Annotated in this window: 13 protein-coding genes and 1 riboswitch; of the genes, 9 read left to right on the forward strand and 4 right to left on the reverse strand. The window is 47.6% G+C overall.

From position 1 onward, the window contains the following. Positions 1-50 precede the first annotated feature (50 nt). A complete protein-coding gene (locus tag J2T20_RS02140) occupies positions 51-260 on the reverse strand; it encodes a DUF2759 family protein (RefSeq protein ID WP_307585139.1) in 210 nt (69 codons plus the stop codon). A 362-nt stretch (positions 261-622) separates the two neighbouring features. Here J2T20_RS02140 and J2T20_RS02145 point away from each other — a divergent pair, with 362 nt between their 5' ends. Continuing rightward, the gene (locus J2T20_RS02145) at positions 623-1,672 is read left to right on the forward strand and encodes an oxidoreductase (RefSeq protein WP_307585141.1); all 1,050 of its coding nucleotides are present in this window, start codon (positions 623-625) and stop codon (positions 1,670-1,672) included. A gap of 79 nt (positions 1,673-1,751) precedes the next feature. Here J2T20_RS02145 and uvrA read toward each other — a convergent pair whose 3' ends face one another. Next, positions 1,752-4,631 carry an excinuclease ABC subunit UvrA gene (gene uvrA, locus J2T20_RS02150; protein ID WP_307585142.1) on the reverse strand — a complete coding sequence of 960 codons (2,880 nt, stop codon included), beginning with the start codon at positions 4,629-4,631 and terminating at the stop codon, positions 1,752-1,754. Between the two features lie 76 nt (positions 4,632-4,707). Next, positions 4,708-6,699, reverse strand: coding sequence for an excinuclease ABC subunit UvrB (gene uvrB / locus J2T20_RS02155; RefSeq protein ID WP_307585144.1), 1,992 nt, complete (start codon positions 6,697-6,699; stop codon positions 4,708-4,710). A 264-nt stretch (positions 6,700-6,963) separates the two neighbouring features. Between uvrB and J2T20_RS02160 the strand changes: the two genes are divergently transcribed. Both J2T20_RS02160 and J2T20_RS02165 read left to right on the forward strand, forming a co-directional pair. After that, positions 6,964-7,749, forward strand: a complete 786-nt coding sequence (locus J2T20_RS02160; RefSeq protein ID WP_307585145.1) for a flagellar motor protein — start codon at positions 6,964-6,966, stop codon at positions 7,747-7,749. Further along, entirely contained in the window at positions 7,746-8,651 is a 906-nt protein-coding gene (locus J2T20_RS02165; protein WP_307585147.1) for a flagellar motor protein MotB, read from the forward strand. The genes J2T20_RS02160 and J2T20_RS02165 overlap by 4 nt, the downstream gene beginning before the upstream one ends. 837 nt (positions 8,652-9,488) lie before the next feature. Here the strand turns inward: J2T20_RS02165 and gcvH are convergent. After that, positions 9,489-9,881, reverse strand: coding sequence for a glycine cleavage system protein GcvH (gene gcvH / locus J2T20_RS02170; protein WP_307585148.1), 393 nt, complete (start codon positions 9,879-9,881; stop codon positions 9,489-9,491). A 184-nt stretch (positions 9,882-10,065) separates the two neighbouring features. Beyond that, positions 10,066-10,161: riboswitch (glycine riboswitch) on the forward strand. A 188-nt stretch (positions 10,162-10,349) separates the two neighbouring features. Here gcvH and gcvT point away from each other — a divergent pair. The 6 genes from gcvT (at position 10,350) to J2T20_RS02200 (ending at position 17,802) form a co-directional block, all read left to right on the forward strand. Then, positions 10,350-11,474 carry a glycine cleavage system aminomethyltransferase GcvT gene (gcvT, locus tag J2T20_RS02175; RefSeq protein ID WP_307585150.1) on the forward strand — a complete coding sequence of 375 codons (1,125 nt, stop codon included), beginning with the start codon at positions 10,350-10,352 and terminating at the stop codon, positions 11,472-11,474. Further along, positions 11,471-12,823: an aminomethyl-transferring glycine dehydrogenase subunit GcvPA gene (gene gcvPA, locus J2T20_RS02180; protein WP_307585151.1), complete on the forward strand. Its 1,353-nt coding sequence runs from the start codon at positions 11,471-11,473 to the stop codon at positions 12,821-12,823. Before gcvT ends, gcvPA begins: the two co-directional genes overlap by 4 nt. Then, positions 12,820-14,280, forward strand: coding sequence for an aminomethyl-transferring glycine dehydrogenase subunit GcvPB (gcvPB, locus tag J2T20_RS02185; protein WP_307585153.1), 1,461 nt, complete (start codon positions 12,820-12,822; stop codon positions 14,278-14,280). Before gcvPA ends, gcvPB begins: the two co-directional genes overlap by 4 nt. A gap of 867 nt (positions 14,281-15,147) precedes the next feature. Further along, a complete protein-coding gene (locus J2T20_RS02190; RefSeq protein ID WP_307585155.1) occupies positions 15,148-16,191 on the forward strand; it encodes an ABC transporter ATP-binding protein in 1,044 nt (347 codons plus the stop codon). Then, complete coding sequence (locus tag J2T20_RS02195) at positions 16,182-16,988, forward strand: ABC transporter permease (protein WP_307585156.1); 807 nt, start codon at positions 16,182-16,184, stop codon at positions 16,986-16,988. Before J2T20_RS02190 ends, J2T20_RS02195 begins: the two co-directional genes overlap by 10 nt. A gap of 16 nt (positions 16,989-17,004) precedes the next feature. Next, positions 17,005-17,802, forward strand: a complete 798-nt coding sequence (locus tag J2T20_RS02200) for an ABC transporter permease (protein WP_307585158.1) — start codon at positions 17,005-17,007, stop codon at positions 17,800-17,802. The last annotated feature ends 6 nt before the right edge of the window (positions 17,803-17,808 follow it).

A 17,808-nucleotide genomic window follows, 5' to 3' on the forward strand; every position in this document is an offset into this window, starting at 1 on the left:
AGCGTTAAAGGTGTCTTTTGGGTGTAAATCTTTTTAAAAGATAATTTCGTTTAACTTAACCAGTTCACAACCATTGCATAATCGGAAATGAGAAATACGAGCAGACTGACGGCTCCAAAACCGATAGCGAATTTGTTTTTTTGCGGAGCCTTAAGTAATCGAACCAATCCTACCAGAATAAGAATGGTGAACAAAATCATGAATACATCAAACGTATGGAACTTGGATGCTCCTGTTGCAACGGCTTCTGCAAGCAGCATGGCGTTACCTCCTCAAAAAAGTTTTGTCAGGCAAGCTCGCTTGTGAAATTCACTAGTCCTCTTGTTCCCTTTATTATCTTCTATGTTATCGTTACCATTTGGGTCGCGCAATAGAAAAATCTTAAAAATTATGTATTTGTCGCAAAAAAAATTTAAAAACACCCCAAAAACCCAAACCACGATGATATAAATCATTGACCATATGAGTATATTAAATTATCAAGGTGCAAGTCAGCGGGTATCAACGTAATATTCTTTACTTAATATATCAACGTAAGGGTCTCTCTTTGAATCTTACGACGGACATGCTTGACTTATGCCCATTTCACCACTAATTCCCAACTTCTAAGGAGCTGAAAGGTATGCACAACGTTCGTGTCGGTCTGATTGGATACGGCTTCTCCGCATCCACATTCCACGCCCCCCTACTCGGTACTATTAGCGGCTTCCGGATCACGGCGGTCTCCTCCTCCAAACCCGAACTGGTAAAAAAGGACTTGCCTGAGGCTGTTGTGGAATCCGAACATTCCATTCTCATCCACCGCAAGGATGTGGATCTTATCATTATCACAGCCCCCAACGAAGCTCACTTTCCTCTTGCCAAGGAAGCCCTTGAAGCGGGTAAACACGTTGTCGTTGAGAAGCCTTTCGTCTTAACCTATGCGCAGGGTAAAGAATTAATTGACCTCGCCCGCAGCAAAGGAGTTCTACTCAGCGTATATCATAACCGCCGTTGGGATAATGACTTTCTTACCCTGCGGGAGATCATTGACTCCGGCAGACTAGGCAGGGTCTTTACATATGAGGCACACTTTGACCGGTATCGGCGTGAAGTTCGTGACCGCTGGAGAGAACGCGGGATTCCTGGTTCAGGGCTGCTGTATGACTTAGGAGCACATTTGATTGATCAAGCTCTAGTTCTATTCGGCAACCCCCAGTATGTCATAGGGGATATCCTCTCACAGCGGGAAGGCGCTCAAGCGGATGATTATTTCCACATTACCTTGAAGTATGATAGGCTGCGCGTTATCCTGCACTCCAGCATGCTAGTGAAGGAGCCCGGACCTCATTTTCTTGTTCATGGAGATAAAGGAAGCTTCAGTAAATACGGCCTAGACTCCCAAGAGGAAACCTTAAAAGGTGGAGGTCGGCCCGGCAGCCCCTTCTATGGAGAAGACTCAGAGGAAAACTTCGGAATGCTTGTCTGGGAGAACAAAAGCGGGCTGACGGTTAGAGAAAGTGTTCGAACCCTGCCCGGCCGTTACCAAGATTACTATAAGGGCATTTATAGTTCTATAGTATCCGGTGCCCCCTCCCCTGTCAGTGCAGAAGAAGCTTTGAATGTTATCGCTGTCATCGAATGTGCACAACTCAGCAACAACGAGCATCGCACTCTCCCTTTCCCACTTTAAGTTAACGAATGGATACTCCATAAGAAAGGGTCCCAAAAGCCATGAAAATGGCTGCCGGGACCCTTTTCTATTATTTAATTTAAGCATCATGAACTGAAACGGTCTGCAGTTCAAGCGCCTGCGTGCGCTCGGTATCGCGGATCAGAACCGGCTTCAGATATCTCCCTGTATATGACGCTTCTACTTTGATTAGCTGCTCTGGTGTTCCTGTAGCAAGCACTGTACCCCCGCCACTTCCGCCTTCCGGTCCCATATCGATAATGTAATCCGCTGTCTTAATGACATCCAGATTATGTTCAATAACGAGTACGGATTCGCCCGAATCAACCAAGCGGTGCAGCACCTCCAGCAAGCGACCGATATCATCCACATGCAGGCCGGTAGTTGGCTCATCCAAAATATAAAGCGTCTTGCCTGTGCTTCGGCGATACAGCTCTGAGGCGAGCTTCACACGCTGGGCTTCGCCACCGGATAAAGTCGTACCGGGCTGACCCAGGTTAATATAACCCAGACCCACATCCATCAACGTCTGCATTTTACGGTGAATTTTTGGGATATTCTTGAAGAATTCAGTCGCATCCTCCACGGTCATTCCCAATACATCGGATATGTTTTTTCCTTTATATCTAACTTCAAGCGTCTCACGATTATATCGTTTGCCTTTGCATACCTCGCAAGGTACATAAACATCCGGCAAAAAGTGCATTTCGATCTTGATGATGCCGTCTCCGCGGCATGCCTCGCAGCGTCCACCCTTCACATTGAAGCTGAAGCGACCTTTTTGGAACCCGCGTACCTTCGCTTCATTGGTCTTGGAGAATAAATCGCGTACATCGTCAAACACGCCGGTGTAGGTTGCCGGGTTGGAACGCGGTGTGCGGCCAATCGGTGACTGGTCGATATCAATAACCTTATCCAAATGCTCCAGACCGCGAATCTCCTTATGGAGACCGGGACGCATCTTAACGGCTTTGTTCAATTGACGGGCAAGACTCTTGTACAAGATCTCATTGATGAGAGATGACTTACCTGAACCGGATACCCCCGTTACTGCGGTGAAGACACCCATTGGAATTTTAACATTGACGTTCTTGAGATTGTTCTCCTTGGCACCACGAATCTCCAGCCACCGGTCATCGGTAGAACGGCGTTTAGAGGTAACGGGAATAAATTTACGTCCGCTCAAATACTCACCGGTTAGGGAATTGGGATCATTCATAATTTGCTCCGGGGTTCCCTGAGCGATAACCTGACCCCCGTGTATCCCTGCCCCAGGGCCGATATCAATGATATAATCCGCAGCCATCATCGTATCCTCGTCATGCTCAACTACAATGAGGGTATTACCCAGATCACGCATATGAGCCAATGTAGAAATTAAACGGTCATTATCGCGCTGATGCAGGCCTATACTAGGCTCGTCCAGAATGTACAATACGCCCATCAGACTGGAACCAATCTGTGTCGCTAATCGAATCCGCTGTGCTTCACCGCCGGACAAGGAGCCCGCTGCACGGCTAAGCGTCAAATAGTCCAGACCTACGTTCACTAGAAACCCTAGACGGCTGGAAATTTCCTTGAGGATCAGATTAGCAATCGCTGTTTCCTTCTCACTGAGTACAATATTCGAAAAGAACTCCTGGCAGTCGCCTATCGAAAGATCTGTAACATTGGCAATATTCTGCGTGTTAATTGTCACCGCCAATATTTCTTTCTTAAGACGTTTACCTTTACATACATGACAAGGTTTGGCGCTCATGAAACCTTCTATAAACTCTCGAATTCCATCAGAGGCCGTCTCACGATACCGGCGTTCCAGATTCGGAATGATCCCTTCAAAGGCCACCATTGCATCCTTCTTCTGACCAAAATCATTCTCATAACGGAAACGGATCTTCTCACTGCCAGTGCCGTTCAACAGCTTGCTCATATGATCAGGTGTCAATGAACTTACAGGGATATCCTGAGGAATCTTAAAGTGCTCACAAACCGATTTGAGAAACTGCGGATAGTAATTCGATGTACTGCCTGTCCAAGCCAGAAAGGCACCATCTTCAATGGATTTGCCGGGATCCGGTATAAGAAGATCAGGATCGACCACCATCTTTACTCCAAGACCGTCGCACTCTGTACAGGCACCAAATGGGCTGTTAAATGAGAACATCCGCGGGGCCAGCTCTTCAATACTGAATCCGCACACTGGACAAGCAAAGCTAGCGCTGAATAACAGCTCTTCTTGATCTATAATATCTACGATGATTTGTCCCCCGGAGAGCTTGAGGGCTGTCTCTAAAGAGTCGGTCAATCGGGTTTCTACATCATCCTTGATGACAATCCGGTCAACCACTACTTCAATCGTATGTTTCTTGTTTTTTTCAAGTTCAATATCTTCAGACAGATCCCGCTGTTCACCGTCTACACGTACGCGTACAAAACCTTGCTTGGAAATATCAGAAAAGAGTCCCTTATGCTCGCCTTTACGTCCTGAGATAATCGGAGCAAGAATTTGCAACCGGGTCTTCTGAGGATACTGCATAATACGGTCTACCATTTGCTCTACAGTCTGGGAAGTAATTTCAATGCCATGCTCTGGACAGTGGGGATGACCGACACGTGCAAAGAGCAGACGCAGGTAGTCATAAATTTCTGTCACCGTTCCAACGGTAGACCGCGGATTGCGGCTGGTTGTTTTTTGATCGATGGAAATCGCCGGGGATAAGCCTTCAATAGAATCGACATCCGGCTTCTCCATTTGCCCCAAGAATTGGCGCGCATAAGCTGATAGTGACTCTACATACCGCCGCTGCCCTTCCGCGTAAATAGTATCGAATGCAAGCGAGGACTTGCCCGAACCACTAAGCCCCGTCAGCACAACGAAGCGGTCACGGGGTATCGTTACGTCAATGTTCTTTAGATTGTGCGCTCTTGCGCCTTTAATTATTATATTTTCGATCGCCAACGGTGTAACATCTCCTCTACATTTCGATCCCGCGTTCAACGCGGGCACTCTGATTTATTGAAAAAGAACGGCCCTTCTACTCAGCCCGAAGCTCCAGGAGAGCATCACGAAGCTCGGCAGCACGTTCGAATTGCAGGTTCTTGGCGGCATCCTTCATCTCGGCTTCCAAACGCTGCATCAGGCTCTGACGCTCTTTCTTATTCAGCTTGCCGCCCACCCCTGTAAGGTAATCCGCTTTGGATTCCGCAACCTTCGTTGCTTCAATGATCTCACGGACTTTTTTATTAATTGTCGTAGGTGTAATCCCGTGCTTCTCATTGTACGCAATCTGCAGCTCACGCCGACGGGCCGTTTCACTAATAGCTTTTTCCATTGAATCTGTAATCTTGTCACCGTAAAGCAAGACTCTGCCCTCAGAGTTACGGGCCGCACGGCCAATCGTCTGAATCAATGACCGCTCCGAACGGAGGAACCCTTCCTTATCAGCATCGAGAATGGCTACAAGGGATACTTCAGGCAAATCCAGTCCTTCCCGGAGCAAGTTAATCCCGATCAGCACATGGAAGGTTCCCAGACGTAAATCCCGGAGAATAGCCATACGCTCCAACGTCTTGATGTCCGAGTGTAAATAGCGAACCTTAATGCCGATTTCCTTCAAATAATCCGTAAGGTCCTCAGACATCTTCTTAGTCAGCGTAGTAATCAGTACACGCTCATCCCGCTCAATCCGCAGGCGAATTTCTGCAATGAGATCATCGATCTGTCCTTCGGTCGGACGAACTTCAATAATAGGGTCTAGCAGACCGGTTGGGCGGATGATTTGCTGAACCATTGTGTCGCAATGCTCCATCTCATAAGGTCCAGGCGTAGCCGATACATAGACAATCTGCCCTACCTTATCTTCGAATTCCTCAAACTGCAGCGGTCGGTTATCCAGTGCAGACGGCAAGCGGAAGCCATGCTCTACCAGAACCGTCTTACGCGCTCTGTCACCGTTATACATCCCTCGAATCTGCGGGAGCGTTACATGGGATTCATCGACGACGATAAGCATATCTTCCGGAAAATAGTCCATCAAAGTATACGGCGTTGCACCAGGCTCACGAAAGGTCAGCGGACCGGAGTAATTCTCAATCCCCGAACAAAAGCCAACTTCCTTCATCATCTCAATATCATAACGTGTCCGCTGCTCCAACCGCTGGGCCTCCAGCAGCTTACCTGAATCCCGCAGCACGGCCAAACGTTCTTCCAATTCTCTTTCAATATTAACTAGCGCGACCCGCATCGTCTCTTCCTTCGTTACAAAGTGAGACGCCGGAAAAATAGCAACATGATCGCGTTCCCCTATCAATTCACCTGTAAGTACATCAATCTCCGTAATTCGCTCAATCTCATCTCCGAACAGTTCTACACGAATCGCATGCTCCCCTTGGGATGCCGGGAAGATCTCTACCACATCCCCGCGCACACGAAAGGTTCCGCGCACAAAATTGATGTCATTGCGCTGATATTGAATATCCACAAGTCGGCTAAGAATCTGACTGCGAGGCTTATCCATGCCAACTCGAAGCGACAATAAGAGACTGCCGTACTCCTGCGGCGAACCGAGGCCGTAAATGCAAGATACACTCGCTACAATAATAATATCTCGCCGTTCAAACAGTGAACTGGTCGCCGAGTGACGCAGCTTATCAATCTCCTCATTAATACTGGAGTCTTTCTCAATATAGGTATCAGAGGAAGGGATATAGGCTTCCGGCTGATAGTAATCGTAATAACTCACAAAGTAATCTACTGAATTTTTAGGAAAGAAATCCTTGAACTCACTTGCAAGCTGCGCAGCCAAGGTTTTGTTGTGCGCAATTACAAGCGTAGGACGATTAAGCTTGGAAATCATTTGCGCGATAGTAAAAGTCTTACCTGTACCCGTCGCTCCCAGCAGCGTCTGATGCTTCTTGCCCGAACGGATGCCCTCTAGCAATTCCTCTATGGCATGTGGCTGATCGCCCTGGGGTGTGTATTCGGACTCCAGTTCAAAAGTCTGCTTACTGATGACAATATCGCTCATTTGTCCGTCTCCCCTTAAACATCTAAAATATAGTAATATATAAATATAACAGGAATATCTCCTGCTAGACAATAGTTTCCAATCCTATTCCGTAAGAAAGATCCCCTTAGAATCCTAAGGTATCTTATTCAATTGTTGTCTTAATTAATGATCTCCATACGATAGTGAAAAATATACAATATAAGAATACTTGTTCCCGTTCATTATACATTGTTGCTTAGAACGTTGCAAACCATAATATAGATCAGAATAGGAGCAATATAAATGGATATTACCTCAGTAATCGGCATTTTGGCCGGACTGGCGGCTCTCATTGGCGGCTTTTTTTGGGAAGGAGGAAGTCTCTCTGGATTGTTTCAGCCCAACGCCGCATTAATTGTATTTGGCGGTACCCTGGCTGCGATATTAATCAGTTTCCCCGCCTCCAAGCTGCGTTCGATCCCTGCCGCTCTTCGTTTGGCCTTTGGGCGTCATAAAGAAGACAGATCGGAAAAGGTGGAAGAAATCATCGCTTTGGCTGCGATTACCCGCCGTGGCGGTGTTCTGGCTCTGGAGCAGAGGGCTGAAGAGCATCCCCACTTTTTCACACGGGAAGGACTGCAGTTGGTTGTGGACGGGACCGATCCGGATCAGGTACGGCAGATTCTTGAACTAGAAATGGACGCTATGGAGTTGAAATATGAAAGCTACAGCAAAATTTTCGAAGCCGCTGGCGGATACGCACCAACTATGGGCATTATCGGTACCGTTATGGGCCTTATTCGTGTCTTGGGCAATCTAACCGATCCCTCCCATCTCGGCCCTTCTATCGCTGTTGCTTTTACCGCAACCCTATACGGAGTAGCTAGTGCTAATCTTATTTTTTTACCCATCGCCTCCAAAATTAAATCGCGCGGCCAGAGCCATATACATGTACTGGAAATGCTGCTCGTCGGCATCCTTTCCCTGCAAAATGGAGAACATCCAATGCTCATCCGAAAAAAGCTAGGTTCGTTTCTATCTGACTCCCGGTCCGAGGAACTTGACGACGTAAAAAGAGGGTTCCTATGAGACAACGGGGGCGCAGAAATACACGGGGTCCTGTACAGGAAGTCAGAGATCGTTGGATGATTACCTACGCGGATCTGATTACATTGCTATTGATTTTTTTCGTCATTTTATACGCGATGAGCAGCTTGGACGGCAATAAATACGGAATTGTAACGGATTCGTTATCCGAAACCTTCGGATCCGGCAATCCTGCACTGGACGGGGGAACAGGGATTCTTGATTCTACACAGGGGCAGACCCCTGCAAGCAACTCGGGAGGAGCGGCAGGACAGTCATCGGGTAATGCATCTGGTGGGAGTACTGGGAACGATTCAGGGAGTGGGACTGATGGTTCTGCGAGCAGTGGGCAGGGGCCTGCGGGGAGCGGTGCTGAAGTTCCCTCTGAGACTGCTGTGCCTACGGCTCGTGAGCTTGCTTTTAAAGAACAGGAAGCTCGACTTGCCGAACTGGTCGGGGTCATCACGAAGTATGTACAGGACAATAATTTGGGGGACCAAATCTTTGTAGAAGATAAACCGCAAGGTATCGCCATAAAGATGAGTGACCGCTTCCTGTTCGATGTCGGTGATGCCGCTCTGAAGTCTCCTTCCCTCCCTGTGCTTCAGAAACTGTCCGGCTTATTCAATGGTATTGGTGCGGTGGTGAGCATTGAAGGTCATACGGATAATACGCTAGTATTATCCACGTCTGAATATGAGGACAACTGGGAGCTGTCCGGTGCCCGTGCGCTGTCCGTATTACGCTTTTTCCTGGAAAAGCAGCATCTTAATCCAGATGAGTTCCAGTATGCAGGATATGCAGACACACGCCCGGCCGTCAGTAATACAACTGAAGCCGGACGCCAAAAAAACCGCCGTGTTGAGATTATCGTTCTTCGGCAGTTGCAAGAGGTAGTAAATTAAAGACCTGAATACTGGAGCGGCATGCTGTAGGAGAATGTTGTACTTTGTGCAGGATTTCAGCCTAATCTGGCCCTCACACTCTGAATTGTTGTACTTTGTGCAGGATTTCAGCCTAATCTGGCCCTCACACTCTGGATTGTTGTACTTTGTGCAGGATTTCCGCCTAATCTGGCTCTCACACGCTGGATTGTTGTACTTTGTGCAGGATTCCAGCCTAATCTGACCTCAGACTCTGGATTGTTGTACTTTGTGCAGGATTTCCGCCTAATCTGGCCCCCAGACGCTGAATTGTTGTACTTTGTGCAGGATTTCCGCCTAATCTGGCCCCCAGACGCTGAATTGTTGTACTTTGTGCAGGATTTCCGCCTAATCTGGCCCTCACACGCTGAATTGTTGTACTTTGTGCAGGATTTCCGCCTAATCTGGCCCTCACACTCTGAATTGTTGTACTTTGTGCAGGATTTCAGCCTAATCTGGCCCTCACACTCTGGATTGTTGTACTTTGTGCAGGATTTCCGCCTAATCTGGCTCTCACACGCTGGATTGTTGTACTTTGTGCAGGATTCCAGCCTAATCTGGCTCTCACACGCTGGATTGTTGTACTTTGTGCAGGATTCCAGCCTAATCTGGCCCTCACACTCTGAATTGTTGTACTTTTTGCAGGATTTTTTGCGTGCTCCAAAAGCAAAAAAACAGGACTTTAAGAGAAATTCCCCTAGAGTCCTGGTGAGTCCTGGTGAGTCCTGGTGAGTCCTGGTGAGTCCTGGTGAGTCCTGGTGAGTCCTGGTGAGTCCTATAGAATCCTGAGTCCTGTCAATTCCCCATTATTTACAACTGTTACTCTCCCACCAAAGCCCGATAAGCAGCAGCATCAAGCAAATGACCCGCCACGTCAGCAAATTCGCCATCAATCTCCACTTCAAAAATCCATCCCCCGCCGTAAGGCTGGTCGTTAATAAGCTCCGGACTGGTCTCCAAGGTTTCGTTAATCTTGGTCACCGTTCCCGTTATCGGGGAATATAATTCAGATACCGTCTTCACGGACTCGATGCTGCCTACACTGTCGCCTGCAGTTATACTAGCCCCCACTTCAGGAAACTCCACAAACACAATGTCACCTAGCAAATGCTGAGCATGATCCGTAATCCCAATTCGTACTACGCGTCCTTCTGCTTGCTGTGCCCATTCATGCTCATCACTGTAAAGCAGATTGTCTAAGACTTCACTCATTCCCAAGCCGCCTCTTTTCCAAAATTGGAGTTGTAAAATTAGTTATAGCCTAAGTTATCGCGCCTCTCAATGTCAATATAGCTGACAGGAATTTTAAATTTGTCATCTTTTTGACGTTTTTTTGTTGACAGCAGAGGAGTCTACCCGTTTTAATGGAGTCAGTAGAATATTAACGTTGTTGCGAATGATGGCATAGGGAGAGACTGTCTCTTGAAGACGGCGCCGAAGGAGTAAGCCCGGGATGGGTGAATCTCTCAGGCAAAAGGACCTTTGCCGGACGCATCTCTGGAGAGCATTAGGCGTGCACTTAGACGCCCGATCACCAACGGGGAAACCTGCCCACTCATGTGGAACAGGGTAACTCTCAGGTACAAAGGACAGAGCGGAAGATGATTATATGCGGTTTATTGCATATCTCTCTTCTGCCTGTCCTTTTTTGTATGTAATCAGACCAAGGGGAGTGACGACATGGATACTTTGAAAAGAACGCCTTTTTATGACCTCTACTCCGCTTTTCCGGAGTCCAGATGTATTGATTTCGGAGGCTGGGAGCTGCCGGTTCAGTTTACAGGTATCGTGAAGGAACATGAGGCGGTTCGGCAAAAGGCCGGCCTGTTCGATGTATCGCATATGGGCGAGTTCATGGTGTCAGGGGCAGGAGCGGAATCTTTTATTCAAAAAATGACAACCAACGATGTTACCCGTCTCCTCGATGGAGGCGCACAGTATACGCTTCTTTGTTATCCGGATGGTGGTGTAGTTGACGATCTGCTCGTGTACCGTTTGGGAGAAGGCCGTTACATGCTTGTTGTGAATGCATCCAACATCGACAAGGATTTTCAATGGTTGCAGGATCACCTTACCGCGGATTTCGGGGATGTAACGCTCACCAATGTCTCTGACGAGACGCTGCTGTTGGCGTTGCAAGGTCCCTTGGCTGAAAAAATTCTCGCTACAGTAACCGATGTTTCCTTGGCTGAGCTCAAGCCGTTCCATTTCATCGAAAAAGCAAGCGTCTGCGGAGTAGAGGTTCTTCTATCCCGTACCGGATATACCGGCGAGGACGGTTTTGAAATCTACGCGCCGCTGGATACTGCCGAAACGTTGTGGAACGGTCTGCTGGCAGCTGGTGCACCTTTTGGTCTTACTCCTGCCGGTCTGGGCGCGCGTGACACGCTGCGTTTTGAAGCAAAACTTCCCTTGTACGGCCAGGAACTTTCCGCCGATATTACGCCCCTCGAAGCTGGAGTTCAGTTCTTCGTGAAGCTAGACAATGCCGATTTCATCGGGCGTGATGCTCTTTTGCAGCAAAAAGAAACCGGTCTTCCCCGCCGCCTCGTGGGTCTGGAAATGATTGACCGCGGCATTCCGCGCTCGCATTATCCGGTATACGCCGATGGGATGAAAATAGGAGAAGTCACTACAGGAACCCAGTCCCCCACGCTCAAACGCAATTTAGGGCTGGCTTTGCTGGATACAGCGTACAGTGAACTAGGCACTGAGGTTTATGTGGAAATCAGGGGAAAGCAGTTGAAGGCTGTTGTGATTAAGGCCCCTTTTTATAAAAAAAGCCAAGGAGTGAATCCGCAATGAAGCACCGTTATCTGCCGATGACTGAACAAGACCGCAAAGAGATGATGGAAACCGTCGGGATTCAATCCATTGAGGAGCTCTTCACGGATATCCCTCAAGCCGTCCGCTATCAAGGAACCATGCCGATGTCGGAAGCCCTTGATGAATACGCGCTGCTGCGCCATATGAAAGAACTGGCTGATGCAAATGCGAACTTTGACACTCACGCAAGCTTTTTGGGTGCCGGACTCTATGATCACCATATCCCTGTTGTGATTAATCATGTGATTTCCCGCTCCGAATTCTATACGGCCTATACTCCCTACCAGCCGGAGATTAGCCAAGGGGAGCTTCAGGCAATCTTTGAATTCCAATCCTATATCTGCGAGCTGACCGGTATGAAAGTAGCTAACGCCAGTATGTACGATGGGGCTACAGCTTTCGCGGAAGCAGCGGTCCTCGCAGCTGGTGCGACAAAACGAAAAAAACTAATTGTCTCGCGCACAGTCCATCCCGAAGCACGGCAGGTACTGCGCACTTCAGCCAATGCCTGGGGATTGGATGTCGTAGAGATTGACTATAAAGACGGAGTTACCGATCTGGCAAAATTGGCTGAAGCTATAGATGGCGATACAGCGGCAGTGCTGGTGCAATCACCGAATTTCTTCGGCAGCATAGAGGATCTGAGCGCGATCGAGCCGTTAATTCATGCGGTGAAAGGTTTGCTTGTCGTCAGCGCGAATCCGATCGCCCTCGGCGTTCTGGAAACCCCGGGCAAGCTGGGTGCCGACATTGTTGTTGGCGATGCGCAACCGCTCGGCATCCCGGCATCTCTTGGCGGACCAACCTGCGGCTTCTTCGCCGTAGCCGAACCGCTGATGCGCCGTATGCCGGGCCGTATCGTAGGTCAGACCGTTGACCGTAATGGCAAGCGCGGCTTCGTTCTTACTCTACAAGCTCGTGAACAGCATATCCGCCGCGAGAAAGCGACCTCCAACATTTGCTCCAATCAGGCACTGCTGGCACTTTGCGCATCTGTCTACTTATCCGTTATGGGCAAGGAAGGCATGCGCGAGGTTGGTGAGCTAAATATACGTAAGAGTCATTATGCCGCCAGCAAGCTTAGCGAGTTAAGTGGTGCTGAACGCACCTTCTCTACTCCGTTTTTCAATGAATTTGTATTGAAGCTTCCTGAAGGAAGCAATGTGAAGTCCATTAATTCCAAGTTGCTTAAGGAAGGCTATCTCGGCGGCTACGATCTTGGTCGGGATTATCCAGAACTGGCCGGACATATGCTGATTGCCGTAACGGAAAAGAGAAGCAAAGCAGAAATTGACCAATTCGCAAATGCATTGGAGGGCTGTATATGAAACCGGAACAAACTCTGATTTTTGAATTAAGTCGTCCCGGCCGTTCGGCCTATTCCCTGCCACAGTGCGATGTACCGCAAGACCTAAGCATCGAATCCTTGATTCCGACGGGTCTGCTGCGCAGCCAACCGGTGGTTTTGCCTGAAGTGTCTGAAGTCGATGTAATTCGCCACTACACCGCTCTTTCACGCCGCAACTTCGGTGTAGACAACGGCTTTTATCCGCTCGGTTCTTGTACGATGAAATATAATCCGAAGATCAATGAGGATGTTGCCCGATTCCCCGGTCTGGCCAAGATTCATCCGTATCAACCGGAAGAAAGTATCCAAGGGGCGCTTGAGTTAATGTACACCCTGCAAAATGATCTGGCAGCGCTGACAGGTATGGATGCCGTCTCCCTTCAGCCAGCCGCTGGGGCTCATGGGGAATGGACCGGACTGATGATGATTCGCGCTTACCATGAAAGCCGCGGTGAGACCCGTACCAAGGTCATCGTGCCCGATTCCTCACACGGTACCAATCCTGCCAGCGCAGCTGCAGCTGGGCTGGATACCGTAACGATTCCTTCTAATGATAAAGGGATGGTTGATCTTGAAGCATTGAAAGCAGCAGTTGGTAGTGATACCGCAGCATTGATGCTGACGAACCCAAGTACATTAGGATTGTTCGAGACGCAAATCGTAGAGATTGCGGCTATTGTGCACGAAGCTGGCGGCCTGCTCTATTACGATGGTGCGAACTCCAACGCGATTATGGGCATCACCCGTCCCGGAGATATGGGCTTTGACGTAGTCCATTTGAATCTACACAAGACGATGAGTACACCGCATGGCGGTGGTGGCCCGGGAGCCGGTCCTGTTGGCGTAAAAGCAAGGTTGATTCCCTTCCTTCCACAACCTACGGTAGCTAAAACGCAAGACGGCAGCTTCTCACTCGACTTCGGCGGCCCTGAATCAATCGGTCGCGTTAAGGCTTTTTACGGTAACTTTGGTATTCTGGTCCGTGCTTACGCCTATATTCGCACCTATGGACCGGATGGTCTTCGCGAGGTGTCAGAGAACGCTGTGCTGAACGCCAACTATATGATGCACCGCTTGGCGCCTTACTTTGAAATTCCGTATCCGGGAGTATGTAAGCATGAATTTGTAATGTCCGGCAAAAACCTTAAGCAATATGGCGTCCGCACGCTGGATGTAGCCAAACGCCTGCTTGATTTCGGTTACCATCCGCCAACCGTGTATTTTCCGCTAACCGTGGAAGAATGCATGATGATTGAGCCTACTGAGACCGAAAGTAAGGAAACACTCGACGGTTTCATCGAGACGATGATCCAGATTGTGAAGGAAGCACAAGAAACGCCGGAAGTAGTCATCAACGCCCCTCATACAACGGAGATCAGCCGTTTGGATGAGACGCAGGCAGCCCGTAAGCCGGTGTTGAATTGCTCTTGCGGATGAACTAAGTAGATAAATAGATGAAATTTAAGCGGCTAATCCGAAAGTCTTCATTAGACTTTAGGGATTAGCCGCTTTTTTAAAAATATATTAGTACATTCAATGAATCGCCATACCATACTATTCGGAAAATGAAAATATACAGCAGAGGATATTTCTATGATCGTTCATTTGTATAGAATATATTAAATCACACAGCTTTAATGAATAGTATGGAGGAACCCCTTTTATGATTATGAAAAAAAGTAAACTACTAATGACATCTATCGTTCTAGCTTGCATATTTTCGAAATTATTTCTGAAAATGGTTAACTTCGAATATCACTTATTTGATGAAAAATTTGATTTTTTTAGATTATTTTTCGATATAACGATCTTTTTACTCTTCTATGTAATCGTCTATAATACACTCAATTTTTCATATTCAAAGTCTCAAAAGAAATATTGAACATGAGCATGATATGGTTTGTGAAGCGGCCCATCCCGGTGATTATTATGACCTGCGGATTAGCTGCTTTTATCTATGTCTGCTCTATTTGAAACCAATCTTACCAAACGGACTCAGAAGCCGCTATTTGCTCCATATCCTCTCATTTTGCTACTATGCGGACTGGGACGCGCTTATCTATAAAGATACCCACTCCATTCCGTGGTTTGAGCACAAATAAAGGCCCCTGTGTCCGCATAATTGTAATTTTCGTGGGATAACTCAAAATAAGGTCTTTACAGTCCGTAAGGATAAGGTCGCCCCGGAATATCACCAAAAAGACTTAATCCCTTCGCTATAATCTGATAGTTTTCGACAAGATGACTATGCTATATTTTTTGAATGATTATTTTGGAAGCGCTTATTCCTGAGGAGGTTTTCCTTTGAGTATTATTGAAGCAAGGCAGCTGTCTAAGTCGTTCATGCAAGCTGTGAAGGAACCCGGACTGAAAGGTTCAGTCAAACATTTATTTATCCCTAAACATATAGAGAAGGTAGCCGTACAGCCGTTGGACCTTACAGTTGAAACCGGTGAGACGGTCGCTTATGTGGGGCCGAACGGAGCAGGTAAATCAACCACGCTCAAAATGTTAACGGGAATATTGGTCCCTTCTTCGGGCACCGTGACCGTAAACGGCATCAGTCCCCATAAAAATAGGATGCAGAATGCCGCGCAGATCGGAGCCGTCTTCGGACAACGCACACAGCTGTGGTGGGATATCCCTATTACGGAGTCTTTTTCTTTATTGAAGGATATTTATCAAATACCGGAGTCGGTGTATAAGACTAACCTCGATCAGTTTATCGAACTTCTGGGTATGAATGAATTTATTCACTTGTCTGCAAGAAAGCTGTCCCTGGGTCAACGCATGCGTGCGGACCTGGCCGCTTCATTATTACATAATCCGCCGATTCTATATCTGGATGAACCCACTATTGGTCTTGATGTATCCGTCAAACAAAAAATCCGTGAATTCATCAAGAAGATTAATCTGGAACAGCAGACCACGGTTATGCTCACTACTCATGATCTTGGCGACATTGAGGATTTATGTAAACGGCTGATCATTATAGATCACGGCTCCATTATTTATGACGGAAGTTTACAGGAAGTCAAATCCCGGTTTGCTACCGAACGAGTGATCTTCTTCCAAGTGAGCTCTCCCATGCCAGATCTATTTCGGAAGCTGAAGCAAAGTGACGGGATGAAGCTGGATATCCAAAGCGAGCTGGAGTTTTCCATATCCTTTGACCGGTATAAGTATACTGCAAGCGAGGTGGTAAGCCGGGTGATGGAGCATGGTGAAGTGGTGGATTTCCGTATGGAAGATGCGAGTATCGAGCAAGTCATCAAATCCGTATATGACGGCAAGCTGAACCTGAATTCAAGCAGGAACAGTGAAGGAGAACTAGTGTCATGTCTGTAATCAGGATTAAGAAATACAGCAGCATTGCCAACCGTTCATTGCAAAACATTTTGGCCTACCGGATTTCTTACGTGATTGGTTTTCTGGCTAACTTCTTGAATCTGTTGGCGATCTACTTTTTATGGCACGGTATTTACAGCGGACGCGAGTCCTTGGGCGGATATACTTGGGATCAGATGAAAACCTATTTGCTTGTTACCTTCTTAGCCAATGCAGTATTATCCTGGTATTCTGAAACTTCGATTTCCGGAAAAATACTGGACGGGAGTGTCGCCGCCGACCTGCTGAAGCCTATTGATTTTCAGACCGCCCGCTTCGCTGAGACCTTAGGCTCAAGTCTGTTAGAAGGAACACTAAGCGCCGTTCTGATTGGTGTGTTCCTATTGTTTACTTCAGGAGTCAGCGTCCCCCATTCTCCTCTTGTATACGGGTTATTCGCCGTGAGTCTACTGGCAGCTATGCTCGTGAAATTTGGCGTTGTTTATCTGGCAGCTTTGTTATGCTTCTGGTCAACAGGTTCCCTCGGAATTGTCTGGACACGCATCGCGCTCACGAATTTATTATCCGGTGCTTTGGTACCTTTAGCTTTTTTCCCGGGTTGGCTGGAAAAGCTGGCTTTATGGCTGCCCTTCCAGAGTATCATTCACACCCCTACTATGATTTTTCTGCAACAAGCTGAATCATGGGAAGCCTTGAAGCTGATTGGTATTCAATGCTTCTGGGGAGTCGCTTTATGGATTGCGGGAAAATTCATGTGGAACTGGGCCGTTCGCCAGGTCACCATTCATGGGGGTTAGAAGGGAGAATTTTACGATGTCTTTGTCACGTATGTTCTACTTGTACAAAAAAATGTATTCACAACAGCTAAAAGCCATCCTGGAATATAATAAGGATTTCTACATTCTCATGTTTTCCGCCGCATTGACACAGGTTCTAGGATTTATCTTTCTCTGGGTTATTTATGACCGGATACCCGACATTAACGGCTGGAAATTCTGGGAGGTAACCTTTATGTACGCGATGATCTTTCTTACGGAGGGGATTGCTTCCCTTTTCTTTGAAGGGACTTGGAGAATGAGCAGATTGGTAAACCAGGGAGAGCTGGATCGGTATCTGCTTCGTCCTGTTCCTGTTGTTCTTCAGATCTTTTGCACGGGAATTGGAATTAACGGCCTGGGTAATGTACTTATCGGCGGGGTTATTGTCTGGCAGTCTCTTGTACATAGTAATTTGGAATGGTCATTGACTAAAATCGCTATTATCCTGTTGCTTCTCATCACAGCAGTAATTATCCGTGTATCCATTAATTTGGCCGGCAACTCCGCTGCATTCTGGATTCGTAATGCCCGCAATGCCTTCCCGCTAATGGTGCATAATCTCGCTGACCTGGCCAAATATCCAATCACTTTATTTCCTCAGGCCATACGTATTTTCATCTCTACGGCCCTGCCTTATGCCTTTATCAGCTATTATCCGGCGACCTATATATTCGGAAAAAGCGAGTGGTCCGGCTGGTGGATGTTGGCTCCCGTTGCGGCTATTGGAAGTGCGGCAGCAGCCTATGGTATTTTTCGTCTTGGACTATTACGTTATGAGAGTACGGGGAATTGAGTGTAC

It is taken from the genome of Paenibacillus wynnii, assembly GCF_030812855.1.
In the GTDB taxonomy this organism is placed as follows: Bacteria; Bacillota; Bacilli; order Paenibacillales; family Paenibacillaceae; genus Paenibacillus_AQ; species Paenibacillus_AQ wynnii_A.